This window comes from Rhodococcus sp. 5G237 (genome assembly GCF_053764735.1).
In genome coordinates this window covers 42,992-68,159 of record NZ_JBSNCD010000009.1, presented here as the reverse complement: position 1 = coordinate 68,159, position 25,168 = coordinate 42,992, and the positions used below count along the sequence as shown (strand labels likewise).

The following is a 25,168-nucleotide window of genomic DNA, read 5'->3' as shown; positions in this document are numbered from 1 at the left end:
GAGAGGCCAGGATGGTGCACAGGACGTGTGCACGAGGGGGAGGGACGGGAGACGCGGATGAGCAAGGACGCCGATGCAGTCGAACTCGACGTGGACGGTCGCACGGTGCGCATCACGCATCCCGATCGTGTGTACTTCCCCGAGATCGGGGCGACCAAGCTCGATCTCGCGAACTACTACCTGAGCGTGGGGGAGGGGATCGTCCGGGCACTCCGTGAGCGGCCCTGCATGCTGCACCGGTTCCCCGACGGTCTCGAAGGGCAGAAGGTGCACCAGAAGCGGCTGCCGCGCGGGGCTCCGGACTGGGTCGAGACCGTGCGGGTGCACTTCCCGCGCTACGACCGCGACGCCGACGAACTGTGCGTGACCCGTCTCGCGGACGTCGTGTGGGCCGTGCAGATGTCCACCGTGGAGTTCCATCCGTGGAACTCTCGGCGCAGCGACGTGGAGCGGCCCGACGAGTGGCGGATCGACCTCGATCCGATGCCCGACTGCGATTTCGATCGGGTGCGGCGCGTGGCGTCGGTGGCGCACGAGGTGCTCGACGAACTCGGTGCCGTGGGTTGGCCGAAGACCTCGGGAGGCGACGGCCTGCATGTCTACGTCCGGATCGCGCCGGAATGGGAGTTCGACGACGTCCGAAGGGCCGCATGGGCTTTCGCGCGGGAGGTGGAGCGGCGCGCGCCCGGCGACGTGACGACGGCGTGGTGGCGCAAGGAACGCGACCCGTCGGCGGTCTTCGTCGACTACAACCAGAACTCGCGCGACCACACGATCGCCAGTGCCTATTCGGTCCGCGGTGTGCCGGAGGCGACGGTCTCCACTCCGGTGCGGTGGGACGAGATCGACGATCTCGAACCGCGGGATTTCACGATCCGGACCGTGCCGAAGCGGTTCGAGGAACTCGGCGACCTGCACGCGGGCATCGACGAGGCGGTCTTCTCCCTCGATCCGCTCCTGGAATGGGCGGAACGCGACGAGAAGCAGGAGAAGGCGTCCGAGTGAGCCCTGTGGCCCGGTAACGGTGACCCGGTAGTCGTGGCCTAGTATCCGGCGCTGGGATCGACGACCCCGATCGGCACGAGGCCGGACGCGAACCGTGTCACGTTCTCGGTCACGTGCTCGAGATAGGCCGGGATGCGCAGCGGGGGTGGATTGGCGTCGTGGGGAGTGATCACGGCGTTGGGGAGCGTCCACAAAGGATGATCGTCGGGGAGCGGTTCGGGATCGGTGACGTCGAGCCCCGCGCCGCCGATCGCGCCGGATCGGAGAGCGGCGACGAGGGCGTCGGTGTCGACGAGATCGCCCCGGGCGACGTTGACGACCCACGCCGTGGATTTCATCGCTGCGAGCTCGGTTGCACCGACGAGCTGCTCGACGTCGAGGGTGGCTGTCGCGGAGATGACGAAATGATCTGCCAGAGGCCATATCTCGTCGATGCGTTCGACGGGGAACGTCTCGATTGCCCCCGGCACGGGACGGCCGCTGCGGGTGACGGCGAGTGCGCGCGCCCCCAGCGCGGCCAGCATCGGGATCAGCGCCCGGCCGACACCGCCGGCGCCGATGATCCCGACCGTCGCGCCGCGGAGGGCGCCGACGACCGGCGCGAGACTCTCGGGTGTCCACGAGGTGGCCGCCAGATGGGCCGGCAGGGCCCGGACCCCGGCGAGCAGGAGCAGGAGCGCGTGTTCGGCGACGGTCGTGGAGTACGCCGCGGCCGCCGACGTCCAGGTGACGCGCGGGTGGGCCTTGACGACACCCTGCGACAGCCAGTACTCGACACCGGCGGACGGTAGCTGTACCCAGCGGACGGAGGCGGGGAGGACCTCGGGGAAGTCCTGCGGCCCGGCCGTCCAGACGAGCGCGTCGGGGGTGTCCTCGAGTCCGCAAGGCACGCCGCCCCCGCCCGTGACCGCCCGTTCGAAACGGGGGTCGCGCTCGGGGCCGACAGCGATGCGGGGCGCACGCTCGGGAGTCATGGTCTCGACTCTAAGCGTCCGCCCCGCATCGGTCACGTGGTTACCGCACTCAGGCGGGTTCGACGATCAACGGGTACACACCGTTCTCGTCGTGCACCTCACGGCCGGTGACCGGGGGATTGAAGACGCACAGCATGCGCATGCGCGTGTCGGGGAGCACGCGGTGACGCTCGTGTCCGTTGAGCAGGTACATCGTGCCCGGAGCGAGGTCGTACTCCACGTCGTTGTCGAGGTCCTGCAGCTTGCCGGTGCCCTCGACGAGCCACACGGCCTCGACGTGGTTGGCGTAGTGGAACTCGTTGACGGTGCCGGGCTCGATGGTGGTCTCGTGGAACGAGAAGCCCACCTTGTCGCCGGCGAGGACGATGCGCTTGCTGCGCCACTGGCCGTCCTCCGAGACGACGTCGCGCTCGGTGCCGGTGATCTCTTCTGTCGTACGAACGATCATGGGGGTCGAAAGTCCTTCTTCTGCAAGTGGGTTCGGAACGGGCGGAGCGGGGACCGCTCAGGAACGGACCTTCGCGGTCGCTTCCGCCAAAATGTTCAGCCCGAACTCGAGTTCGTCGTCGGTGATGGTCAGCGGCGGCAGCAGCTTGACGACCTCGTCCGACGGACCGGAGGTCTCGGCGAGCAGACCCTCTTCGAAGGCCAGGGCGCAGACCTTGTCGGCGTCCTCCGCCTTGTCGAAGACCAGGCCCTGGACCAGGCCGCGGCCGCGGGTCGAGACGCCGTCGAACATGTCCGACAGGTTCATGAAGGTCTGGCGGATGCGCTCGCCCTTGCGCAGGGTGTCGCGCTCGAGCTTGTCGTCGGCCCAGTAGTGCTCGAGGGCGGCAGCCGCCGTCACGAAGGCCGGGTTGTTGCCGCGGAAGGTGCCGTTGTGCTCGCCCGGACCCCACACGTCGAGCTCACGCTTGAACAGGGTGAGCGCCAGCGGCATTCCGTATCCGCCGATCGACTTCGACAGGGTCACGATGTCGGGCGTGATGCCGGCGATCTCGAACGAGAAGAACGGGCCGGTGCGGCCGCAGCCCATCTGCACGTCGTCGACGATCAGCAGGATGTCGCGTTCCTTGCACAGGTCGGCCAGAGCACGAAGCCACTCGGGGCGAGCAACATTCACGCCGCCTTCACCCTGCACGGTCTCGACGATGACCGCGGCCGGACGGTTCAGGCCGCTGCCCGCGTCGTCGAGGACGCGCGAGAACCACTGGAAGTCCTCGGTGACACCGTTGAAGTAGTTGTCGAACGGCATCGGCGTCGCGTGGACGAGAGGCACACCCGCGCCGGCGCGCTTCATCGAGTTGCCGGTCACCGACAGCGCACCCAGGGTCATGCCGTGGAAAGCGTTGGTGAAGTTGATGATCGACTCGCGACCGGTCACCTTACGGGCGAGCTTCAGAGCCGCCTCGACGGCGTTCGTGCCGGTCGGGCCGGGGAACTGGACCTTGTAGTCCAGGCCACGCGGCGCGAGCACGTGCGACTCGAAGGTCTCGAGCAGCTTGCGCTTGGCGACGGTGTACATGTCGAGGCCGTGGGTGACGCCGTCGCTCATGATGTAGTCGACCAGGGCCGACTTGAGCACCGGGTTGTTGTGGCCGTAGTTCAGGGCTCCGGCGCCGGCGAAGAAGTCGAGGTAGTCCTTGCCGTCCTCGCTGCGCAGCCAGGATCCCGATGCCTTGTCGAAAACGGCGGGCCAGCCGCGGCTGTAACTCCGAACCTCGGATTCGAGGTGCGAGAAAATCGAGGTATCGGGCTTACCGGTGGTCTCGGGCTTGTTTTCCAGGATGGTCATGTCGTGGTCCTCCTGTGATTATTCGAGAATTATGAGATGTCGCGCGCACATGCGCTGCGATCATTCGCCGATGGTGTAGAGATCCTCGGCCAGATGTGAATCAGGGAAATCGTCGGGCGCGAACAACTCGGTGCGAGTGATATGCGTTCCGCGGCGACGCGCGAGAGCGGTGAACATTGCGATCGACGCTTCGTTGTCGGGACTCACCGTCGTTTCCAGACGGGTCACGCCGAGCGGCTCGAGTCGGTCGAGCAGAGCGTCGAGCATACGGCCGGCCACTCCACGTCCACGCTGGTCTGCGTCGACTGCCACCTGCCAGACGAACAGGGTGTTCGGGGAGTCGGGGCGGCGGTAGCCGGTCACGAATCCCACGGGGCGATCGGTGTCGTCCGTTGCGACGACCGATGTGTCGGCGAAATCGCGACACCACAGCACATATGCGTAACCGGAATTGACGTCGAGAACCTGCGAATCACGCGCGATCTGCCAGAGTCGTCTACCGTCGGCGATACGCGGACGCCGGAATTCGATTGCAGCCGGCTCACTACCGGACTCGGTTGCGGCCACGTCCGAAGATGTGGTCGCGATATTCGTTTCAGCCGAGTCGGGGGTCGGGGTACTTCTTTCCTTGACGGGCCTCATATGTCCTTTCAACCTAACAACTTCCGGTGTCGAGATCACGCCCGTGTCCGGAATCGGGATCGGAACCCTGTGGTCCGTGCAGGTCGAGCGCATGTTGTGATGCCGGTCACAAACATGTTACGTCGGTCCTCCTCGTGGCGATTACTTCGGGCTCGCGAGTGCGTACGGCAACACCGCGTCGGCTCCCGCGGCGACGAGAGTTCTCGCCGCCATCGTGAACGTCCAGCCGGTGTCGGTCACCGCATCGACGAGAAGGATCGGACCACTCGACCCGAGGTTGTCGGGTCGCTCCCACGCGTCGATCAGTGCGGCGACCCGATATGCCGAGTTCGCTGCCGTCGGCTCCGTATTCCCGCTTCGGCGTCGCAATACACCTAGATCTCGTAATCGTCCGATTTGTGCCAATCGGGACGCGAGTGACTCGACGAGCAGCGGATGTGTAGGGGAGTCCATGGCCATGACGGCGGTGGGCCGGTTCTCCCAATCCCACGCCGCGAGCACCGCGATCGACGCGTCGACCACCGCCTTCGGCACTTCGCGGTCCGGTCCGTCGAGCAGTTCGCGCAGTCGCGGTCCCCATCCCAGATCCGACAGCCGGCCCAGCACGCGCCCGGGGCGCGGACCGTCCGTGATCCGGCCCGACAGCGCGATCCCGAGTGTCGACATCCCCGTGGGCCACTGCCGTCGCGGTGGCAGATCGACGCCGGGGCGTTCGAGGCGGGCGCGGGTCCGGGCGACCTCGTCGTCGCCGACGGACGTCTCCCACCGGGACCCGATGCAGTTGTCACACCGGCCGCAACCGGGGCTCCGGGTGTCGAGATCGGGATCGTCGAGCTGACGACGAAGGAAGACCATGCGGCATTCGGTGGTGCGCTCGTATTCGAGCATCGCCTCCTGTTCCGCGGCGCGAGCCTCCTCGAGGCGCCCGTAGCGCTCCTCGTCGTACGTCCAGGGCTGCCCGGTGGCGATCCAGCCGCCCTTGACCCTCTTCACCGCTCCGTCGACGTCGAGGACCTTGAGGACCATCTCCAGGCGGGAGCGTGTGAGGTCGACCCGCGGTTCGAGGGCGGGTGTAGATACCGGCCGTTCGGTATCGAGCGCTGCGATCACGCGTCGTACGAGCGCCTCGTCCGGGAAGGCGACCGAGGCGAACCACTGCCAGATCCGGCGGTCCTCCGGACCGGGGAGCAGAACCACCTCGGCGCGCTCGGTGGAGCGACCCGCGCGCCCGACCTGCTGGTAGTAGGAGATCGGGGACGAGGGAGCGCCGAGGTGCACCACGAAGCCGAGGTCGGGCTTGTCGAAGCCCATGCCGAGCGCCGAGGTCGCGACGAGCGCCTTGACCTTGTTGTCGAGGAGATCCGCCTCGAGCTGTTCACGCTCGGTCGGTTCGGTCTGACCGGTGTATGCCGCCACTGCATAGCCGTGGTCGGTGAGCAGCGCCGCGAGGTCGCGGGCGGCGGAGACCGTCAGCGCGTACACGATGCCCGAGCCCGGCAGATCCTTCAGATGCTGCGCGAGCCACGCCGCGCGTCGCGCCGGCTCGTCGATCCGCACCACCGACAGGTGCAGCGACGGACGGTCGAGGCCACCGCGCAGCACGAGCGTGCCACCGGAGGCGGCATCGTTGCTCCCGCCGACATCGCTGTTGCCGCCGACACCGAGCTGGGCGGCGATGTCGGCGACCACCCGGTCGTTGGCGGTCGCCGTCGTCGCCAGCACGGGGATGTCGTCGCCGAGCTCGGCGACGAGGGTGCGGATGCGGCGGTAGTCGGGCCGGAAGTCGTGACCCCAGTCCGACACGCAGTGCGCCTCGTCGACGACCACCAGCCCGGCGTCGCGGGCGAGGGAGGGCAGCACCTGATCGCGGAAGTCGGGGTTGTTCAGGCGTTCGGGGCTGACGAGGAGGACGTCGACCTCGCCCGCCGCGATCCGCTCGTGGATCTCCGCCCATTCGGTGACGTTGCCGGAATTGATGGTCGCGGCGTGGACCCCGGCCTGTTCGGCGGCCGCGACCTGGTTGCGCATCAGGGCGAGCAACGGCGAGACGATCACCGTGGGACCGCGGCCCTGCCGGCGCAGCAGCTTGGCGGAGATGAAGTAGACGGCCGACTTCCCCCAGCCCGTGCGCTGGACGACGAGGGCGCGGCGACGGTGCACCACCAGTGCCTCGATCGCGACCCATTGGTCGTCGCGGAGCCGGGCATCGGGGCCTGCCAGCTCGCGGAGAAGGTGCTCGGCATCGTCGCGCAACAGGTCGGTGGAGTTCGTCATGCTGCAATCGTGCCCGACGGCGTTCCGTCACGGCGGCGGTGAACGGTTCTCCGGGGGCGGCGAACGGTACTGATGCGGCGGCGAACGGGGATACCGTAGAGATGGCGGCGGAGTGGCTCTCGCGAAAGGTGGTGGCACCCAGTGTCAGTCCGCGTGGCGGAAATCATCATGTAAAATCTTGCGAAACAACAACTTCCGATTACATCGATCTTGGAGTGCGACTCGTGACACTCTGTGTCCAAATTGGTGACGGCGATCGCCGGCCCGGCCCGAGTGTGACGAGCGGATCATCCGCGCCGCTATGGTCGTCGTCATGTACGCAGCCCTTTCATCCCCCGCAGCGCCGTCTGTGGAGTCGGTCGTCGTGACCCCGGCCGAGGCTCGGGTACGTCATGAGACCTACCGCAAGAAGATCGTGTCGGCGCAGGACGCCGTCCAGTGGATCCGCCCCGGCGACACGGTCGCCATCAGCGGCTTCGCCAGTGCAGGTACCCCGAAGGCCGTGACCCCGGCCCTCGCCGAACACATCCGGCGCACGCGGGCGACCGGCGGCGACTTCCGGATCAACCTGCTCACCGGAGCGTCGGTGGCCTCCGACACCGAGCGCATGCTCGCCGATGTCGACGGGATCGCGCTGCGTATGCCGTACCAGGCAGAGCCCACCGCCCGAGGGCGGATCAACGAAGGCCGCATGGACTACGTCGACATCCACCTGTCGCACGTCGCCCAGCAGGTCTGGGAAGGCTACTACGGACACGTCGACGTCGCCGTCGTCGAGATCTCCGGCATCACGGAGACGGGCGAGCTGATCCCCGCCACGTCCATCGGCAACAACAAGACCTGGCTCGACGTCGCCGAGAAGGTGATCCTCGAGGTCAACACGTGGATCCCCGCCGCCATGGACGGCGTGCACGACGTCTACTACGGCACCGCGCTTCCCCCGAACCGCCGTCCGATCGACCTCACCGACGTCGAGGACCGCATCGGCCAGCCCTACTTCCGGATCGATCCGGAACGCGTCGTCGCGGTCGTCGAGACCGACCGTCCCGACAGTGCGACCGCGCTCACGGCGCCCGACGCCACCAGCCGGGCCATCGCCGACCACGTCCTCGACTTCTTCGCGCACGAGGTCGCCGCGGGACGGCTGCCCGCCGACACGCTGCTTCCGCTGCAGTCGGGTGTCGGCAATGTCGCCAACGCCGTGCTCGCCGGTCTCGACAGCGGACCGTACCGGGGGCTGACCTGCTACTCGGAGGTCATCCAGGACGGCATGCTCGACCTCGTCAAGCACGGCACCGTCCGGTTCGCCTCGGCCACCGCCCTTGCACTGTCCGAAGCGGGGCTGAACGACTTCGTCGAGAACATCGACTTCTACCGCGACCACATCATGTTGCGGCCGCAGGAGATCAGCAACCACCCCGAGATCGTGCGCCGACTCGGCATCATCGCCATGAACGGCATGCTCGAGGCCGACGTCTACGGCAACGTCAACTCCACCCACGTGATGGGCACCCGCATCATGAACGGCATCGGTGGCTCCGGCGACTTCGCGCGCAACGGCTACCTGTCGATGTTCCTGAGCCCGTCGACGGCCCGCGACGGCGCGATCTCGTCGATCGTCCCGATGGTGCCGCACGTCGATCACACCGAGCACGACGTGCAGGTCATCGTGACCGAACAGGGTCTCGCCGATCTACGCGCCCTGTCTCCCCGTCGTCGGTCGCGGGTCGTCGTGGAGCGCTGCGCGCATCCCGACTACCGCGCCGAACTGCTCGACTACATCGAGCGCGCAGAAGCCGCCCCCGGAGCAGGTCACACCCCGCACCTGCTCGGTGAGGCGTTCTCCTTCCACGAGCGCTACCAGCGCACGGGGACCATGCACGCGTCCTGATCGGCGCGGCGACGAACACGGTCGGCCCCGGCACCACACCACGGTGCCGGGGCCGACCTTCGTTCGTGGGTCGTAGTGAAGACGGAGGGGTAGATCCCGCTCAGCGGATCGGCGCCGGATCGATCTGCTGCTGCGGGAGTGTGGCCGAGATCGTCGCTGTGATGTCCTGCAGCGGGGTCGGCCCGGATCCGTCGGGCACGGTCAATGCCACGTAGACCGGCCGGTCGACGGCGAACCACGTGCTCGCCGGGATACCCTGCTCGGCTCCCGACACCTCGAACCACTGCACGTCGTCGATCACCTGCAGCGCCGCCGCCTGGTCGAACTGGTCGGGCCGGTCGAGACCGCAGCGCAGGACGACCTCCTCGCCGTCGTCCGACTGCCAGGCCGCCGCACCCACCGGTGCCGGATCGGCCAGTTCGGCGCGCGTGTAGTCGCCGAGCTCCTCCGGCAGCGCGTCGAGCAACTGCGAGCAGGATTCGGATTCTGCTTCCGGAGCAGGCACGGGACCGAGGCCGACAGGCGTGTTCACAGGTGACTGCGACACGATCACGGCCGCCACCACCACGCCGACCAGCAGAGCGACGGGCAGTGCGATCGCCGTGGCGATCAGAGCGGGACTGCGTCGCGTCCCGTCCGATCCGGGTGCCTCGGCGGGGGCGTCGTCGGAAGGTTCGCGATCGGAAGCAGAGGTGTCGGTCATCGTGTCCAGCATCCGGGCTCGGGGACAGGGGGCGGTAGCGTGATCGAACGTAGCAGGGCACGTGCCGGCTCTCTCCCACCGGCGACCGAGAAAGAGGCGACCGTCACCGTGACGAACCCGACCGGACCCACCGTCGCCGACATCGGCGAATTCCCCGTGATCGAGCGCGCGGTGAGAGCACGGCGGCAACCCGACAGCACACTCGTCGGGCCGGGCCACGATGCGGCGGTCGTGACAGCGGCCGACGGGCGCATCGCGATCTCGACCGACATGCTGGTCGAAGGACGTCACTTCCGGTTCGACTGGTCGAGCCCGGAAGAGGTGGGACGCAAGGCGGTCGCCCAGAACGGAGCCGATGTCGCCGCGGTCGGCGCACGCCCCACGGCCTTCGTCGTCGGCCTCGGTTGTCCGCCCGAGACTCCCGTCGCCGTGCTCGACGGCATCTCGGCGGGCATCGGGGAGGCTGCGGAGGAGGTCGGCGCCGGAGTCGTGGGAGGCGATCTCGTGCAGGCGGGTCAGGTGATCGTCTCGGTCACCGTGCTCGGCGAACTCGACGGACGGCCACCGCTGCTCCGCTCCACCGCCTGCCCCGGCGACGTCGTCGCCCTCGCCGGTCGCACCGGTCGCTCCGCGGCGGGTCTGGCCCTGCTGCTGGCCGGCAACCGGGACTTCCCCGAACTCGTCGCGGCGCATCGTGTGCCCACTCCGCCCTATGCAGCAGGTCCTGCAGCGGCCGCAGCCGGCGCCCACGCCTGCACCGACATCTCCGACGGTCTCGTCGCCGATCTCGGGCACATCTGCACGGCCTCGGAGGTCGCGATCGACCTCGACTCCGGTGCGCTCGCTCCCGACACGCAACTCCGCGAGGCCGGTCGGGTACTGGCGGCCGACCCGTGGGAATGGATCCTCACCGGCGGCGAGGATCATGCCCTCGCGGCCTGCTTCCCTCGCGAGGTCGTCCTGCCGGACGGATGGCGGCCGATCGGCGTGGTCCTGGAAGGCTCCGGCGTCACGGTCGACGGGCAGCGCCACGACGGATCCGGAGGCTGGGAGAGCTTCGCGGCGGGCGCTGGTCTCTAGGCCGCTCACTCCGGGTGGGGTTCGCTCGAGATAGGTTCTGCAGTCATGGCTGTCTACGCACTCGGCGAGCGTGTCCCCGATATCCATCCCGACGCGTGGGTTCATCCCGACGCGGTCGTGATCGGCAACGTCACCCTCGGTGCCGGTGCCTCCGTGTGGCCCTCGGCGGTGCTGCGCGGGGACTACGGCACGATCACCGTGGGGGAGAAGACCAACATCCAGGACGGCACGATCATCCACTGCACCGCGATCGAGGCCACCGTCATCGGCGCGCGGTGCGTCGTCGGGCACAACGCGCACATCGAGGGCTCCACGATCGGTGACGGCGCGCTGATCGGCTCGGGTTCGCTCGTCCTCAACGGATCGGTCATCGGTGCCGGCGCGCAGGTCGCCGCCGGCGCCCTGATCCCGCCGCGCTTCGAACTGCCGCCCCGCCGCATGGCGATGGGTATCCCCGCGAAGGTCCGCGAGGGCTACGAGATCCCCGAGAACAACTTCGACGCCAACGCCGAGATGTATGCGGCGAACGCCGCCTACTACCGGACCGCCCTCCGCCGCATCGACCAGGAGTGACAGGTGGCCGACACCGTCGACACACAGTCCGCGGCCGGGGGAGCGGACGAGCCCCGTTCCGGTCGGCCCCTGTCCGAACTCGTCGAGGCGGGTTGGGCGCGAGCACTCGAACCCGTCGCAGGTGACATCACCGCGATGGGGCAGTTCCTCCGCGCCGAACTCGCCGCGGGCCGCAGTTATCTGCCGTCCGGTCCGAACGTGCTGCGTGCCTTCACGCAGCCGTTCGAATCCGTCCGCGTCCTGATCGTCGGGCAGGATCCCTATCCCACTCCGGGTCACGCTGTGGGACTGAGCTTCTCGGTGGCTCCGGACGTCCGTCCCATCCCGCGCAGTCTCGCCAACATCTATCGCGAGTACACCGACGATCTCGGTCTGCCGCAGCCCTCCACGGGCGACCTGTCGCCGTGGACCGAGCACGGTGTCCTGTTGCTCAACCGGGTCCTCACCGTCGCGCCGGGCCAGCCGGCCTCGCACCGCGGCAAGGGCTGGGAGGCCGTCACCGAGCAGGCGATCCGCGCGCTGGTCGCGCGCGGTACCCCGCTCGTCGCGATCCTGTGGGGCCGCGACGCGGCGACCCTCGAACCCATGCTCGGCGGTGTGCCCACCGTGAAGTCGGCGCACCCGTCCCCGCTGTCGGCCTCACGCGGATTCTTCGGGTCGCGTCCGTTCAGCCGCTCGAACGCTCTGCTCGTCGAGCGGGGCGGCGAACCGGTGGACTGGCGGCTGCCCTGACCACCGATCCGCCGCCCGGATGTCAGGCGCGGGCCGAATCCCAGTCCGGGCGCCGCTTGGCGATGAAGGCGTCGACACCCTCGATACCCGTGGGCGTCGTCGCGGCGGCGGAGATCGAGGCGGCTTCGGCATCGAGGTGGTCGGACAGTGATCGTCCGGCCGAGCCCGCCACGAGCGAGCGGATGGCGGCGTAGGACTGCGTGGGTCCGTGCGCGAGGGTCCGTGCGAGTCGCAACCCCTCGCTCTGGATCTCGCCGTCGGCGACGAGCCGGCTGAGCAGACCCAGGCGCACGGCTTCGTCGGCGCCGATCACGGCGTCGGTCATGATGATCTCCCGTGCCCGCGACGGGCCGACGATCCGCGGCAGGGTCCACGACATGCCGCCGTCGGGGGAGAAGCCGATCGACGGGTACGCGGCGCGCATCTTCGTGCCGGGGCCGGCGAGTGCGATGTCGGCGAGCAACGCCAGGCTCATGCCGGCGCCGGCGGCCCAGCCGTGCACGGCGGCGACGACCGGCACGGCCGCCTTCTCCAGTTCGCGCACGAAGTCGTGGAAGAGGTTCGCGATCTCGAGCAGGTGGGCGCCGCGGTCCTCGGCCGCGGCGAATCCGTGGACGTTGCCGCCCGCGCAGAAGTTCGCACCCTCACCGACGAGCAGCACGGCGCCGATCTCGGGGCCTGCCGCGCGCAGGGCCGCGATGCCCTGCTCCATCCCTGCGGGGGACAGGGAGGTGCCGTGCTCGGAGGTCGCCACGGCGATCCGCAGGACGCGGTCCTCCACACTCACCAGTGAACGGAGAGAGTCGCTGTCGGGGAAGGAAACTTGGTTCTCGGTCATTCCCGCACGATATCCGGCCGCGGGATCGAACGGCGAAGGCCCCCTGCGCAATCAGCGCAGGGGGCCTTCGCTACGACTCGACCGGGAATCAGCCGCGGACGACCTTGCCGGCCTTGAGGCAGGAGGTGCACACGTTCATCTTGCGGGTGTTGCCCGGTGCAACCTGAGCGCGCACGCTCTGGATGTTCGGGTTCCAGCGACGGTTGGTACGCCGGTGCGAGTGCGAGACCGACTTCCCGAAGCCGGGGCCCTTGGCGCATACGTCGCAGACGGCAGCCATGTCGCGAACTCCTTGTGTCTAGTGGATAGATCTTCTGTCTGTTGTTTCGCCTTGCGAACACGGGGAACGAGCCGCCCGTGCGAGGCAACCCGGCAAGCTTAGCGAACTCGAGGGCGGTTGGCCAAACCGGACGGTGCGCCGGGTCGCGGCTAACCTGTTCGCCAGGGCTCGGCACCGTGCGCAACGGTACCGATCGTAGAGGTGGACGATGCCCGTAGGACGAGGCGAAGGGGGTGGAATCGTTGCTCGGAGCCGAGGACACGGTGGACGGGCGGGCGCTGCGCCGGTGGGTCGAGTTCGGTGTGGAAGCGCTCGAACAGCGCCGAGCGGAGATCAACTCGCTCAACGTCTTCCCGGTGCCCGACGGGGACACCGGAAACAATCTGCTGATCACCCTGCAGGCCGCGGCGGCCCGGATCGGCGGGCCCGTGGACGGCGCGCTCACCGCATCCGACGTCGCCGAAGGGCTCGCGCGCGGCGCCTTCGCCGGGGCACGGGGCAACTCCGGGATCATCCTGGCGCAGGCACTGCGCGGTCTCGCCGACGCGATCGCGGGACTGACGACGATCGGCGCCCGGGACCTCGCCGCCGCCTTCTCCAACGCCGCGACGCTCGTGACCGGAGCGCTCAGTGCACCCGCGAAGGGCACCATCGTCAGCGTCCTCGAAGCTGCGGCCGACGGCGCGACCCGCGTCGCCTCGGAGACGGATGCGACCGTGTGCGATGTCGCCGTCGCGAGTGCCGATGCCGCCGCCGACGCGCTGCAGCGCACCACCACTCAGCTCGACGTCCTCGCCGAGGCCGGGGTCGTCGACGCCGGCGGTCTCGGCCTGCTCGTGCTGCTCGACTGCCTGGTGGAGGTCGCCACCGGAACACGTCCCGATCGCCGGATGGTGCTCGCCGGCGCCTCGCGGCCCGTGGTCGAACCCGAGATCGTCGACGAACGTCACGACGGCGACCAGCAGGAATACGAGGTGATGTATCTCGTCGGGAACTCCGACGACGCGTGCATGGACGCCCTGCGGTCGTCTCTCGACGCGCTCGGCGACTCGGTCGCGATCGTCGCCGGGGGATCGGGGTGCTGGTCCGTGCACGTGCACTGCTGCGATCCCGGAGCCGCCGTGGAGGCCGGTCTCGCGGCGGGTTCGCTGAGCCGCATCGACATCACGTGCTTCGCGCTCGAGTCCGCGCGTCGCGGGTGCGGCGACGGCGCTGGGGCGCTCGGCACGGCTCCCGCCCCGGTCCGTGCCGAGCCGGCGGAGGAGCAGTCCCGGGCGGTCCTCGCAGTGGTGGGCGGCGAGGGCGCGGCCGAACTGTTCGAGGCGGAGGGTGCCCGGGTGCTGCGGGCCGAGGAGATCTCGGCCCCGGACGAACTGCTCGAGGCGATCCGGGAACTGCCGAGCCGGGACGTCCTCGTGCTCCCCAACGGTGCGCTCTCCGCGCAGGACGTCGTCGCCGTGGGCGCCCGGGCGCGGCGGGACGACCGCGACGTGATGTTCCTGCCGTCCTCCTCCGTGGTCCAGGGACTGGCCTCGTTGGCCGTGCACGACCCGATGCGCGCCACCGTCGACGACGCCTTCGCGATGTCGGAGGCGGCGTCGTGCGTGCGCTGGGGATCGCTGCGGTACGCGAACGAACGTGCGCTGACCTGGGTCGGAACGTGCGAGCCCGGCGACAGTCTCGGACTGGCCGGCCATGATGTCGTAGTGATCGAGCATGATCTGGTGACAGCGGGAGCGTCGCTGCTCGACAGGATTCTCGCCGCGGGCGGCGAGCTCGTGACGATGCTGGTCGGCGCCGACGCCCCCGACGGACTCGTCGAGCAACTGGCCGCTCACCTCGATCGCCGTCACCCGGAGATCGACGTGGTGGTCTACCAGGGCGGTCAGCGCAGCGACCTGCTGCAGCTCGGCGTCGAGTAGCCGGTGCGCCGCGAGGCCACCGCAGGAGTAGCGGAAGGGACGGCAGTGGCGACACTCGCGGACCGGCTCGATCATGTCCTCGGCCGCAAGACGGCGGACGCCTTGCACGACGCGTTCGGGATGACCACCGTCGAGGATCTGCTGAGGCACTATCCGCACCGCTACGCCACCCAGGGTGCCGAGCTCGGCGAGAGTCGGCCCGCGGAGGGCCAGCACATCACGATCATCGCGCGGGTCGAGTCGGCGCAGGAGGTGCCGATGAAGTCCCGCGCCGGCAAGCGCCTCGCGGTGCGGTTGCGCTCCGATCGCCACAGCATCGACGTCACCTTCTTCAACCCGCACCGGGTCAAGCACAACATCAAGCCAGGCGTGCGCGCGATGTTCTCGGGCACCGTGAAGTACTTCCGCGACAAGTGGAGCCTGACCCATCCGAGCTATCTCGTGCTGCCCGAGCCGCGCGACGCCGAGGATCTGGTCTCGGCAACCCCCGCACGGGTGCGGGGCGCCGGCGCCCTGGCGGGTCTCGCCCGCACCGCGCAGGATGGGTCGGGGGTCGATATGTCGGTCTTCGACCGAGCGCTGATCCCGATGTACCGCGCGACTCGCGAGGTCGAGTCGTGGACCGTCATGCGCTGCGTGCGGCAGGTGCTCGACCAGCTCGATCACGTCGACGATCCGCTGCCCGAGTGGGTGCGCGACGAGCACGGCTTCGTGGGCCTCGACGAGGCGCTCCGCTCGATCCACCTGCCCGACACGAAGCAGGAGATCGACCGGGCACGCGACCGCCTGCGGTTCGACGAGGCCGCCGCGGTGCAGCTCGTGCTCGCCGGACGCCGGCACGACGTCGAGGTGCGGTCGGCGCCGTCCTGCCCGCGTCGCGAGGGCGGAATCGCCGACGAGTTCGACCGGCGGCTGCCCTTCGAGCTGACGGCCGGGCAGCTCTCGGTGGCCGACGAGATCGCGGCCGATCTCGCACGCGAACACCCCATGAACCGGCTGCTCCAGGGCGAGGTCGGCTCGGGCAAGACCATCGTGGCGCTGCGGGCGATGCTGCAGGTGATCGACTCCGGTCGGCAGTGCGCGCTGCTCGCACCCACCGAGGTGCTCGCGGCGCAGCACGCGCGCTCGCTCACGAAGATGCTGGGCGATCTCGCCGCGGCGGGCGAACTCGGCGCCCACGAACTCGCGACCCGCGTGACTCTGCTGACCGGCTCGATGGGGGTCGCACGCAAGCGGGCCGCGCTCAACGAGACGGTGACGGGCGATGCCGGGATCGTCATCGGCACGCACGCGCTGATCGAGGACACGGTGCAGTTCTTCGACCTCGGTCTCGTGGTGATCGACGAGCAGCATCGTTTCGGTGTCGAACAACGCGACGCACTGCGGTCGCGAGGTCGCGACGGCGCGTCCCCGCACGTGCTGGTGATGACCGCGACGCCGATCCCGCGCACCATCGCGATGACGGTGCTCGGCGACCTCGAGGTCTCGACGTTGCGCGAACTCCCTCGAGGACGGTCGCCGATCGTCAGCCGCGTGGTCCCGGCGAAGGTGCATCCGAAGTGGGTCGACCGCGCGTGGGAGCGCATCCGCGAGGAGGTCGCCGACGGACGGCAGGCCTACGTGGTGTGTTCCCGCATCGGCGACGGCGATTCCGACGACGACGCGCTCTTCGATCCGGACGGGCCCGAGCCGTCGGGATCGACGAAGGGCAAGCAGGCCCCGCCCGAGACCGTCTCGGTGCTCGAGCAGTTCGAGTTCCTCACCTCCGGTCCGCTGCGCGACCTGAGGGTGGGGCTGCTGCACGGCCGCCTCCCCGGCGACGAGAAGGACGCGGTGATGCAGGCCTTCAACGCCGCGGAGCTCGACGTGCTCGTGTGCACGACCGTCGTCGAGGTCGGTGTCGACGTGCCGAACGCGACCGTGATGGTGATCGTCGATGCCGACCGGTTCGGTGTCAGCCAGCTGCACCAGCTGCGCGGTCGCGTCGGTCGTGGCGGCCATCAGGGCCTGTGCCTGCTCGTGACCGACGCGAAGCCCGCGACCCCGACGATGATGCGGCTCGAGGCCGTGGCCGGCACCACCGACGGTTTCGAGCTCGCCCAGCTCGATCTGCAGTTGCGCCGCGAGGGCGATGTCCTCGGTGTCGCCCAGTCCGGCACCGTGTCGACGCTGCGGTTGCTCTCGCTCGTCGACGACGCCGACGTCATCGAGGCAGCCCGCGACTTCTCCCGGACGGTGACGGAGAAGGATCCCGGCCTCGAACACCACCCGGGGCTCGCGAGCATGGTGCGGGCCGCGCTCGACGCCGAACGCGTGGCGTATCTCGACAAGTCGTGAGTTACGTTCCGTACACCGTGCCCCAGAGCCCGCGGTGAGGTTTCGGTGGCCGTGCCCGGCATGTTGACGCCGTGTTACGACAGGGCCGACTGCATCGTTCCAGTCGTGCCATCCGGACGCCTTGTCCCACGATGTGGAACGCGCGTCGAAGGCGGCATGTTACGTCGCGGTACCGTCGACCAATGTTCTCGAAAGTGCTTGTCGCCAACCGTGGCGAGATCGCGATCCGCGCGTTCCGTGCCGCCTACGAACTGGGTGCCGGGACGGTCGCGGTGTTCCCGTACGAAGACCGGAACTCCCTGCACCGGTTGAAGGCCGACGAGGCCTATCAGATCGGTGAGGAGGGGCACCCGGTCCGCGCATACCTGTCGGTCGAGAAGATCGTCGAAGCGGCCGTGTCGGCCGGTGCCGACGCGATCTATCCCGGCTACGGCTTCCTCTCCGAGAATCCGGACCTCGCCGCGGCGTGCGCCGAAGCGGGCATCACCTTCGTCGGTCCGTCGGCGGAGATCCTCGAGCTGACGGGCAACAAGGCCCGCGCGATCGCCTCGGCGAAGGCCGCCGGCCTCCCGGTGCTGGCGTCGTCGGAGCCGTCGTCGGACGTCGACGAACTGGTCGCCGCCTCGGAGACGATGAACTTCCCGGTCTTCGTCAAGGCTGTCGCCGGTGGTGGCGGACGCGGCATGCGCCGGGTCGCCGAACCCTCCCAGCTGCGCGAGGCCATCGAAGCCGCCTCCCGCGAGGCAGACGCCGCCTTCGGCGATCCCACCGTCTTCCTGGAACAGGCCGTGGTCAACCCGCGGCACATCGAGGTGCAGATCCTCGCCGACAAGCACGGCAACGTCATCCACCTGTACGAGCGCGACTGCTCGGTGCAGCGCCGCCACCAGAAGGTCATCGAGCTCGCCCCTGCCCCGAATCTCGATCCCGAGCTGCGCGACCGTATCTGCGCCGACGCCGTCGCCTTCGCCAAGGAGATCGGCTACCAGTGCGCAGGAACCGTCGAGTTCCTCGTCGACGAACGCGGCAACCACGTGTTCATCGAGATGAACCCGCGTATCCAGGTCGAGCACACGGTCACCGAGGAGATCACCGACGTCGACCTCGTGCAGTCCCAGCTGCGCATCGCCGCGGGCGAGTCGCTCGAGGAACTGGGCCTGTCGCAGGACAGCATCACCATCCGCGGCGCGGCGCTGCAGTGCCGCATCACGACCGAGGACCCGGCCAACGGATTCCGTCCGGACACCGGCCGCATCACCGGCTACCGCACCCCGGGCGGTGCCGGCATCCGTCTCGACGGCGGCACCTCGGTCGGCGCGGAGATCTCCGCCCACTTCGACTCGATGCTCGTCAAGCTCACCTGCCGCGGCCGCAACTTCGAGACCGCGGTCGCCCGCGCGCGCCGCGCGGTCGCCGAGTTCCGCATCCGCGGCGTCGCCACGAACATCCCGTTCCTGCAGGCGGTGCTCGACGACGAGGACTTCCGCGGCGGCAACGTCAACACCTCGTTCATCGAGGAGCGCCCGCACCTGCTGACGCTGCGCTCGTCCGCCGACCGCGGTACCAAGATCCTGCGGTACCTCGCCGACGTGACGGTGAACAAGCCGCACGGTGAACGCACCACCACGGTCTACCCGCACGACAAGCTGCCCGCGATCGATCTGAACGCCGAGCCGCCGGCCGGTTCGCGTCAGCGTCTGCTCGAGCTCGGCCCCGAGGGCTTCGCCCGTGCGCTGCGTGAGCAGAAGGCGATCGGCGTCACCGACACCACCTTCCGCGACGCCCACCAGTCGCTGCTCGCGACCCGCGTGCGCAGCAAGGACCTGCTGACCGTGGCCGGGCACGTGGCCCGGATGACGCCGCAGCTGCTGTCGATCGAGGCGTGGGGCGGCGCGACCTACGACGTCGCTCTGCGCTTCCTGCACGAGGATCCGTGGGAGCGGCTCGCGGCGCTGCGCGAGGCGATCCCGAACATCAACCTGCAGATGCTGCTGCGCGGACGCAACACCGTCGGCTACACCCCCTACCCGGAGGCCGTCACCCGCGCCTTCGTGCAGGAGGCCGCCGACACCGGCATCGACATCTTCCGCATCTTCGACGCGCTGAACAACGTCGACCAGATGCGCCCGGCGATCGACGCCGTCCGCGAGACCGGCACCACCCTCGCCGAGGTCGCGATGTCCTACACCGGCGACCTGTCGAACCCGAACGAGACGATCTACACGCTCGACTACTACCTGCGTCTGGCCGAGGAGATCGTCGAGGCCGGTGCGCACGTCCTGGCCATCAAGGACATGGCGGGTCTGCTGCGCGCCCCGGCTGCCGCGACGCTCGTGTCGGCGCTGCGCAGCAACTTCGATCTGCCCGTGCACGTGCACACGCACGACACCCCGGGCGGTCAGCTCGCCACCTACCTCGCGGCCTGGCATGCCGGTGCCGACGCCGTCGACGGTGCGTCCGCGGCGCTGGCCGGTACGACGAGCCAGCCCGCCCTGTCGGCGATCGTCGCCGCCGCGGCGAACAGCGAGTTCGACACCGGTCTCGACCTGCAGGCCGTGTGCGATCTCGAGCCGTACTGGGAGGCGCTGCGTAAGGTGTACGCACCGTTCGAGTCGGGCCTGCCCGCACCGACCGGCCGCGTCTACACCCACGAGATCCCCGGCGGTCAGCTGTCGAATCTGCGCCAGCAGGCCATCGCGCTGGGCCTCGGCGACCGCTTCGAGGAGGTCGAGGCCGCCTACGCCGGCGCCGACCGCCTCCTGGGCCGCCTGATCAAGGTCACGCCGTCGAGCAAGGTCGTCGGCGACCTCGCGCTGCACCTCGTGGGCGCGGGCGTCTCGGTCGACGACTTCGCCGCCGAGCCCGGCAAGTACGACATCCCCGATTCGGTGATCGGCTTCCTGCGCGGCGATCTCGGAACCCCGGCCGGCGGCTGGCCCGAGCCCTTCCGCAGCAAGGCGCTGTCGGGCCGCGCCGAGCCCAAACCGGTCACCCCGCTCGCGCCGGAGGAGGAGAAGGCCCTCGGCGGTTCGTCCGACGAGCGTCGCCGCATGCTCAACCGCCTGCTCTTCCCGGGCCCCGCGAAGGAGTTCGAGCAGCACCGCGAGACCTACGGCGACACCACCGAGCTGTCGGCCAACCAGTTCTTCTACGGTCTGCGTCACGGCGACGAGCACCGGGTGCGCCTGGACAAGGGTGTCGAACTGCTCATCGGCCTCGAGGCGATCTCCGATGCCGACGAGAAGGGCTACCGCACGGTCATGTGCATCCTCAACGGGCAGCTGCGCCCGGTGTCGGTGCGCGACCGCTCGGTGGCTGCGGAGATCCCTGCCGCAGAGAAGGCCGACCGCAACCATCCCGGTCACGTCGCGGCGCCCTTCGCCGGCATGGTCACCCTCGTCGTGTCCGAGGGCGACAGCGTCTCGGCCGGCGACACCGTCGCCACGATCGAGGCCATGAAGATGGAGGCCGCGATCACCGCGCCGCGCGGTGGACGCATCACGCGCGTCGCGATCGGGCCGGTGCAACAGGTCGAAGGTGGCGACCTGCTCGTCGAGGTGTCCACGGGAGACAGCGCCGAGTGACACGGATCGTCGCCGGCCGGGCCGGGGGGCGGCGCCTGAAGGTGCCGCCCCGCGGGACCCGGCCCACTTCCGAACGGGTGCGCGAAGCCCTGTTCAGTTCGCTCGACGCACGCATGGACATCGACGGAGCCGCCGTCCTCGACCTCTACGCGGGGTCGGGGGCGCTCGGTCTCGAGGCGCTGTCCCGCGGCGCCGAGCACGCGATGCTCGTCGAGTCCGACGCGAAGGCGGCGGGCGTGATCCGCGAGAACATCGCGACGGTCGGACTGTCCGGTGCGGTGCTGCGCACCGCACCGGTATCCGCTGTACTCGCGGGCACCCCGGACCGCGTCTACGACCTCGTCCTGGCCGACCCGCCCTACGCCGTGACCGAGGAGGCCGTCACCGGCATGCTCGAGACGCTCGTGTCCGGAGGCTGGGTAGAGGACGGCTCGATCGTCGTGGTCGAACGGTCGTCGCGATCACCGGAAACGGTGTGGCCGCAGGGATTCGAGGTCGGCAGGTCGAAGCGCTACGGCGAGACGAGAGTGGAGATCGCCACCTGCTACGGTGCTGGGTCATGAGCCGCGCGGTCTGCCCAGGATCCTTCGACCCGGTCACCAACGGACACCTCGACGTCATCGGCAGGGTCTCGGCCCAGTTCGACGAGGTCGTCGTGACCGTCACGATCAATCCCAACAAGCAGGGGATGTTCACGATCGACGAACGCCTCGAGATGCTCACCGAGGCCACGTCGCACCTGTCGAACGTCACGGTCGACGCCTGGCAGGGCCTGCTCGTCGATTACGCCCGGGAGCGGGGGATCACCGCGATCGTCAAGGGTCTGCGCGGCGCCAACGACTTCGACTACGAGCTGCAGATGGCGCAGATGAACCACAAGCTCACCGGCGTCGACACGCTGTTCGTCGCCACCAACCCGGTCTACAGCTACCTGTCGAGCTCGCTCGTCAAGGAGGTCGCGACCTACGGTGGCGACGTCTCCGAGATGCTGCCGGGCTCCGTGCACGATCGTCTGCTCGCGCGCCTGGCCGAGCGGGCCGCCGCGAAATAGACCGCACCCTCCCGCGCGGCCTGTGACGGCCGTATCCCGACACACCGAGCGCAGGGCACACGAGCGTGCCCTGCGCTGCGGCAGACTGGACGGCGGCGCGACCGCACCGGTCGTGTCGAGCGAGTGATTGGGGTTGGGCGTGTACCGGGTATTCGAGGCACTCGACGAGCTGGTCGCAATCGTCGAAGAGGCACGTAGCGTTCCGATGACGGCGAGCTGCGTGGTACCGCGCGGCGATGTCCTCGAACTGCTCGACGACGTGCGCGACGCGCTGCCGCCCGAACTCGACGACGCGCAGGACGTCCTCGATCACCGCGACAAGCTGATCAACGATGCGCGGGCCCAGGCCGACAAGACCGTCGGGGACGCCGACGAGGAGGCGCGCACCCTCCTCGAGGACGCGCGCGCCGACGCCGACCGGATGCTCGCGGACGCGAAGGCCCAGGCGGACCGCATGGTCAAGGAGGCCCGCGCCCACGCCGAGGAACTCGTGCGCGATGCGCAGGCCGAGGCCGACGATCTCGTGGCCGAGGGCAACAAGCAGTACGAGAGCGTGACCGGGCGTGCCCGCATCGAGGCCGACCGCCTGGTCGAGTCCGGGCAGGCGTCCTACGAGCGTTCCGTGGCCGAGGGTGAGGCCGAGAAGGCACGCCTGGTGTCGCAGACCGAGGTCGTGCAGGCCGCACACGCCGAGTCGGCGCGAGTCATCGATTCGGCCCACGCCGAGTCCGACCGTCTCCGGACCGAGTGCGACGAGTACATCGACGGCAAGCTGGCGGAGTTCGAGGAACTGCTCGGCACCACGCTGCGGTCCGTCGGCCGCGGCCGGCAGCAGCTGCGGCTGTCGGGTGCTCCCGACTTCGCGGAGGCCGACCACCGGGCGAGCCGTCGCCGCTGACCCGCGGGATTTTCGCTCCTGCCGCCCATCGCGTATCATGGAGCGGTTGCCCTATCACGACCGAGTCGTGTCCTGCGTCGTCCGAAGAAGGTGAGTTCCCCGTGTCCACCCGTGATTCCAGCACGTCCCGTTCCGGCCGGGACTCCGGGCTGGTGTTCGACACGCTCTCCCTGGGCCGTCGGCCCGGTTCGATGCGTACGGTCGAGCGGAAGGTGCCGTCACCCTCGCGCATCGGGCTCGATCTGATCGCGATCGAGGAAGGCTCCGAGATCGATCTCGATCTCCGCCTGGAGTCGGTGTCCGAGGGCGTCCTGGTCACCGGTAGTGTTCGTGCCGACGCCGTCGGTGAGTGCTCTCGGTGCCTCGAGTCGTTCACCGAGCCGGTGGACGTGTACCTCACCGAGCTGTTCGCCTACCCGAACAGCGTTACGGAGCAGACCACCGAGGACGACGAGGTGTACCGCGTCGAGAACGATCTGATCGATCTCGAACCGGTCCTCGTGAACGCGGTGGGTCTGGAACTTCCGCTGCAGCCGTTGTGTAGTGACGACTGTGCGGGATTGTGCCCCGAATGCGGCATTCGCCTGGCGATTGCAGAATCCGGGCACCGTCATGAGACAATGGATCCTCGCTGGGCTGGGTTGGCAGCCAAGTTCGGCGCGGGCTCCGAAGAACCCAGCAGTCAAATCGACAGCTCGAACAACGAGGAGAAGTAGACGTGGCCGTCCCCAAGCGCAGAATGTCGCGTTCCAACACCCGGTCGCGGCGCAGCCAGTGGAACACCACTGCGCCGACGCTCGTCACCTGCCCGAACCGGGGTTGCGGAGAGAAGAAGCTGCCCCACGTGGCGTGCCCGTCGTGCGGCACCTACAACGGCCGTCAGGTGACCGCGCCCGTCTAATCGGTATTCACGTGACGAGCAAGTCCTCCGAAACAGCTACCGAGGGCGGCGAAGAGAGCCACGAGTCTCTCCTCGCCGCCCTCGGCGTGCCTCTGGACGCAGAACTGCTGTCCTTGGCGCTCACCCACCGCTCGTACGCCTACGAGAACGGCGGGTTGCCCACCAACGAACGTCTCGAGTTCCTCGGCGATGCCGTCCTCGGGCTCGCGGTGACCGAAAAGCTCTACCTCACCCACCCGGACAAGTCCGAGGGCGAACTCGCCAAGATCCGCGCGAGCGTCGTCAACATGCACGCGCTCGCCGAGGTGGCGCGCGGCCTCGGAGAAGGTGGGCTCGGAGTGCACCTCCTGCTCGGTAAGGGCGAGGAGCTGACGGGCGGACGCGACAAGGCCAGCATCCTGGCCGACGGAATGGAATCGCTTCTCGGCGCCGTCCATCTCGCCCACGGCATCGACGTCGCGCGCGAAGTGGTCCTGCGCCTGTTCGCCGCACTGCTCGAACGCGGCCCCCGCCTCGGTGCCGGTCTGGACTGGAAGACGAGTCTGCAGGAACTCACCGCCGAACGCGGTCTCGGTGTTCCCGCCTACGAGATCACCGCCACGGGTCCCGACCACGACAAGGAATTCACCGCCACCGCCCTCATCGGTGGCAATCCCTATGGCACCGGTGTCGGACGTACCAAGAAGGAAGCCGAGCAGAAGGCCGCGTCGGCCGCGTGGAACGCGCTGACCGAGGGCACTGCTGCCGAAGCCGGTGATGTCGGGGCTTCCGATCAGCAGTCCGGATCCGCCGAGACGCCCACCGAGAGCAACTGACCGCAGGTGCCCGAACTTCCCGAGGTCGAGGTGGTCCGTCGCGGACTCGACGCGCACGTCGTCGGCGCGACGGTGGACTCGGTACAGGTGCTGCATCCGCGTGCCGTCCGCCGGCACGAGCCCGGTCCGCGCGATCTCGCACTGCAGGTGACCGGTCAGAAGGTCGCCTCGGTCGAGCGTCGCGGCAAGTACATGTGGCTCGTGCTCGAACCGGCCGATCTGGCGCTCGTGGTGCACCTGGGGATGAGCGGGCAGATGCTCGTGCAGCCTCCGACCGTGCCGGACGAGAAGCATCTGCGTATCCGCGCCGTCCTCGACAACGGTGCCGATCTGCGTTTCGTCGACCAGCGCACCTTCGGAGGCTGGGCCCTGGCTCCGCTCGTCGAGGTGGACGGTGATCGTCTGCCGCTGCCGGTCGCGCACATCGCCCGCGACCCGATGGATTCCCGGTTCGACCCGGACGCGGTCGTGGCCGTGCTGCGCACCAAGCACACCGAGATCAAGCGTGCGCTGCTCGACCAGACCGTCGTCTCCGGCATCGGCAACATCTACGCCGACGAAGCGCTGTGGCGCGCAAGGATTCACGGCAACCGGCCGACCGACGCGCTGTCGCGTCCGAAGCTCCGGTCGGCTCTCGATGCGGCTACCGAGGTGATGGCGGAGGCTCTCGGGCAGGGCGGTACGTCGTTCGACGCTCTGTACGTCAACGTCAACGGGGAGTCCGGTTACTTCGAGCGTTCCCTGAACGTCTACGGGCGCGAGAACGAGCCGTGCCGACGCTGCGGCGCGCCGATCCGCCGCGAGAAGTTCATGAACCGCTCGTCGTACAGCTGCCCGAAGTGTCAGCCACGACCGCGAACGACCCGGTAGCGC

Annotated in this window: 23 protein-coding genes; 15 read left to right on the top strand and 8 right to left on the bottom strand. The window is 69.0% G+C overall.

Annotation, left to right across the window (positions count from 1 at the left end; all coding sequences use genetic code 11):
* Nucleotides 1-57: 57 nt before the first annotated feature.
* Nucleotides 58-1,005: a non-homologous end-joining DNA ligase gene (gene ligD / locus ACWPOC_RS20775; RefSeq protein WP_455409254.1), complete on the top strand. Its 948-nt coding sequence runs from the start codon at nt 58-60 to the stop codon at nt 1,003-1,005.
* A 38-nt stretch (nt 1,006-1,043) separates the two neighbouring features.
* Here ligD and ACWPOC_RS20770 read toward each other — a convergent pair whose 3' ends face one another.
* The 5 genes from ACWPOC_RS20770 to ACWPOC_RS20750 form a co-directional block, all read right to left on the bottom strand.
* Nucleotides 1,044-1,979 (bottom strand): D-isomer specific 2-hydroxyacid dehydrogenase family protein, encoded by a 936-nt coding sequence (locus ACWPOC_RS20770; protein ID WP_455409253.1) that lies wholly within the window; start codon nt 1,977-1,979, stop codon nt 1,044-1,046.
* Nucleotides 1,980-2,028: 49 nt separating this feature from the next.
* Nucleotides 2,029-2,427 carry an ectoine synthase gene (locus ACWPOC_RS20765; protein ID WP_120282223.1) on the bottom strand — a complete coding sequence of 133 codons (399 nt, stop codon included), beginning with the start codon at nt 2,425-2,427 and terminating at the stop codon, nt 2,029-2,031.
* A 57-nt stretch (nt 2,428-2,484) separates the two neighbouring features.
* Nucleotides 2,485-3,774, bottom strand: a complete 1,290-nt coding sequence (ectB, locus tag ACWPOC_RS20760) for a diaminobutyrate--2-oxoglutarate transaminase (RefSeq protein WP_120282224.1) — start codon at nt 3,772-3,774, stop codon at nt 2,485-2,487.
* 60 nt (nt 3,775-3,834) lie between these two features.
* Entirely contained in the window at nt 3,835-4,341 is a 507-nt protein-coding gene (ectA, locus tag ACWPOC_RS20755) for a diaminobutyrate acetyltransferase (RefSeq protein ID WP_006551193.1), read from the bottom strand.
* Nucleotides 4,342-4,557: 216 nt separating this feature from the next.
* Nucleotides 4,558-6,690, bottom strand: coding sequence for a RecQ family ATP-dependent DNA helicase (locus tag ACWPOC_RS20750; protein ID WP_455409252.1), 2,133 nt, complete (start codon nt 6,688-6,690; stop codon nt 4,558-4,560).
* A gap of 349 nt (nt 6,691-7,039) precedes the next feature.
* On the opposite strand from ACWPOC_RS20750, the gene ACWPOC_RS20745 reads away from it, so the two are divergent.
* Nucleotides 7,040-8,581 carry an acetyl-CoA hydrolase/transferase family protein gene (locus tag ACWPOC_RS20745; protein ID WP_120284166.1) on the top strand — a complete coding sequence of 514 codons (1,542 nt, stop codon included), beginning with the start codon at nt 7,040-7,042 and terminating at the stop codon, nt 8,579-8,581.
* Nucleotides 8,582-8,681: 100 nt separating this feature from the next.
* Here the strand turns inward: ACWPOC_RS20745 and ACWPOC_RS20740 are convergent, their stop codons facing one another.
* Nucleotides 8,682-9,296, bottom strand: a complete 615-nt coding sequence (locus ACWPOC_RS20740) for a DUF3515 domain-containing protein (protein WP_120282226.1) — start codon at nt 9,294-9,296, stop codon at nt 8,682-8,684.
* Between the two features lie 96 nt (nt 9,297-9,392).
* On the opposite strand from ACWPOC_RS20740, the gene ACWPOC_RS20735 reads away from it, so the two are divergent.
* From ACWPOC_RS20735 to ACWPOC_RS20725, 3 genes are read left to right on the top strand one after another with little or no spacing between them, the layout of a single operon-like run.
* Nucleotides 9,393-10,364: a thiamine-phosphate kinase gene (locus ACWPOC_RS20735; protein ID WP_120282227.1), complete on the top strand. Its 972-nt coding sequence runs from the start codon at nt 9,393-9,395 to the stop codon at nt 10,362-10,364.
* A gap of 45 nt (nt 10,365-10,409) precedes the next feature.
* Nucleotides 10,410-10,937, top strand: a complete 528-nt coding sequence (locus ACWPOC_RS20730; RefSeq protein ID WP_120282228.1) for a gamma carbonic anhydrase family protein — start codon at nt 10,410-10,412, stop codon at nt 10,935-10,937.
* Between the two features lie 3 nt (nt 10,938-10,940).
* A complete protein-coding gene (locus tag ACWPOC_RS20725) occupies nt 10,941-11,669 on the top strand; it encodes a uracil-DNA glycosylase (protein WP_216850655.1) in 729 nt (242 codons plus the stop codon).
* 22 nt (nt 11,670-11,691) lie between these two features.
* Here ACWPOC_RS20725 and ACWPOC_RS20720 read toward each other — a convergent pair whose 3' ends face one another.
* Both ACWPOC_RS20720 and rpmB read right to left on the bottom strand, forming a co-directional pair.
* Nucleotides 11,692-12,507: an enoyl-CoA hydratase-related protein gene (locus ACWPOC_RS20720; RefSeq protein ID WP_120282229.1), complete on the bottom strand. Its 816-nt coding sequence runs from the start codon at nt 12,505-12,507 to the stop codon at nt 11,692-11,694.
* Between the two features lie 88 nt (nt 12,508-12,595).
* Nucleotides 12,596-12,787 (bottom strand): 50S ribosomal protein L28, encoded by a 192-nt coding sequence (rpmB, locus tag ACWPOC_RS20715; protein WP_006551201.1) that lies wholly within the window; start codon nt 12,785-12,787, stop codon nt 12,596-12,598.
* Nucleotides 12,788-13,020: 233 nt separating this feature from the next.
* Here rpmB and ACWPOC_RS20710 point away from each other — a divergent pair, with 233 nt between their 5' ends.
* The 10 genes from ACWPOC_RS20710 (at nt 13,021) to mutM (ending at nt 25,165) form a co-directional block, all read left to right on the top strand.
* Entirely contained in the window at nt 13,021-14,709 is a 1,689-nt protein-coding gene (locus tag ACWPOC_RS20710; RefSeq protein WP_120282230.1) for a DAK2 domain-containing protein, read from the top strand.
* Between the two features lie 45 nt (nt 14,710-14,754).
* Nucleotides 14,755-17,046, top strand: coding sequence for an ATP-dependent DNA helicase RecG (gene recG, locus ACWPOC_RS20705; RefSeq protein ID WP_120282231.1), 2,292 nt, complete (start codon nt 14,755-14,757; stop codon nt 17,044-17,046).
* A 182-nt stretch (nt 17,047-17,228) separates the two neighbouring features.
* On the top strand, nt 17,229-20,630 hold the full coding sequence (locus ACWPOC_RS20700) for a pyruvate carboxylase (RefSeq protein ID WP_120282232.1): 3,402 nt from the start codon (nt 17,229-17,231) through the stop codon (nt 20,628-20,630).
* Nucleotides 20,627-21,193 (top strand): 16S rRNA (guanine(966)-N(2))-methyltransferase RsmD, encoded by a 567-nt coding sequence (rsmD, locus tag ACWPOC_RS20695; protein ID WP_120282233.1) that lies wholly within the window; start codon nt 20,627-20,629, stop codon nt 21,191-21,193. The genes ACWPOC_RS20700 and rsmD overlap by 4 nt, the downstream gene beginning before the upstream one ends.
* The gene (gene coaD, locus ACWPOC_RS20690) at nt 21,190-21,681 is read left to right on the top strand and encodes a pantetheine-phosphate adenylyltransferase (RefSeq protein ID WP_120282234.1); all 492 of its coding nucleotides are present in this window, start codon (nt 21,190-21,192) and stop codon (nt 21,679-21,681) included. The genes rsmD and coaD overlap by 4 nt, the downstream gene beginning before the upstream one ends.
* Before the next feature lie 139 nt (nt 21,682-21,820).
* The gene (locus tag ACWPOC_RS20685; protein ID WP_120282235.1) at nt 21,821-22,579 is read left to right on the top strand and encodes a DivIVA domain-containing protein; all 759 of its coding nucleotides are present in this window, start codon (nt 21,821-21,823) and stop codon (nt 22,577-22,579) included.
* 101 nt (nt 22,580-22,680) lie between these two features.
* On the top strand, nt 22,681-23,295 hold the full coding sequence (locus ACWPOC_RS20680) for a YceD family protein (protein ID WP_120282236.1): 615 nt from the start codon (nt 22,681-22,683) through the stop codon (nt 23,293-23,295).
* 2 nt (nt 23,296-23,297) lie between these two features.
* Entirely contained in the window at nt 23,298-23,480 is a 183-nt protein-coding gene (rpmF, locus tag ACWPOC_RS20675; RefSeq protein ID WP_006551208.1) for a 50S ribosomal protein L32, read from the top strand.
* 11 nt (nt 23,481-23,491) lie between these two features.
* Nucleotides 23,492-24,295 (top strand): ribonuclease III, encoded by an 804-nt coding sequence (gene rnc / locus ACWPOC_RS20670; protein WP_120282237.1) that lies wholly within the window; start codon nt 23,492-23,494, stop codon nt 24,293-24,295.
* Nucleotides 24,296-24,301: 6 nt separating this feature from the next.
* Nucleotides 24,302-25,165 carry a bifunctional DNA-formamidopyrimidine glycosylase/DNA-(apurinic or apyrimidinic site) lyase gene (mutM, locus tag ACWPOC_RS20665; RefSeq protein ID WP_120282238.1) on the top strand — a complete coding sequence of 288 codons (864 nt, stop codon included), beginning with the start codon at nt 24,302-24,304 and terminating at the stop codon, nt 25,163-25,165.
* Nucleotides 25,166-25,168 lie beyond the last annotated feature (3 nt).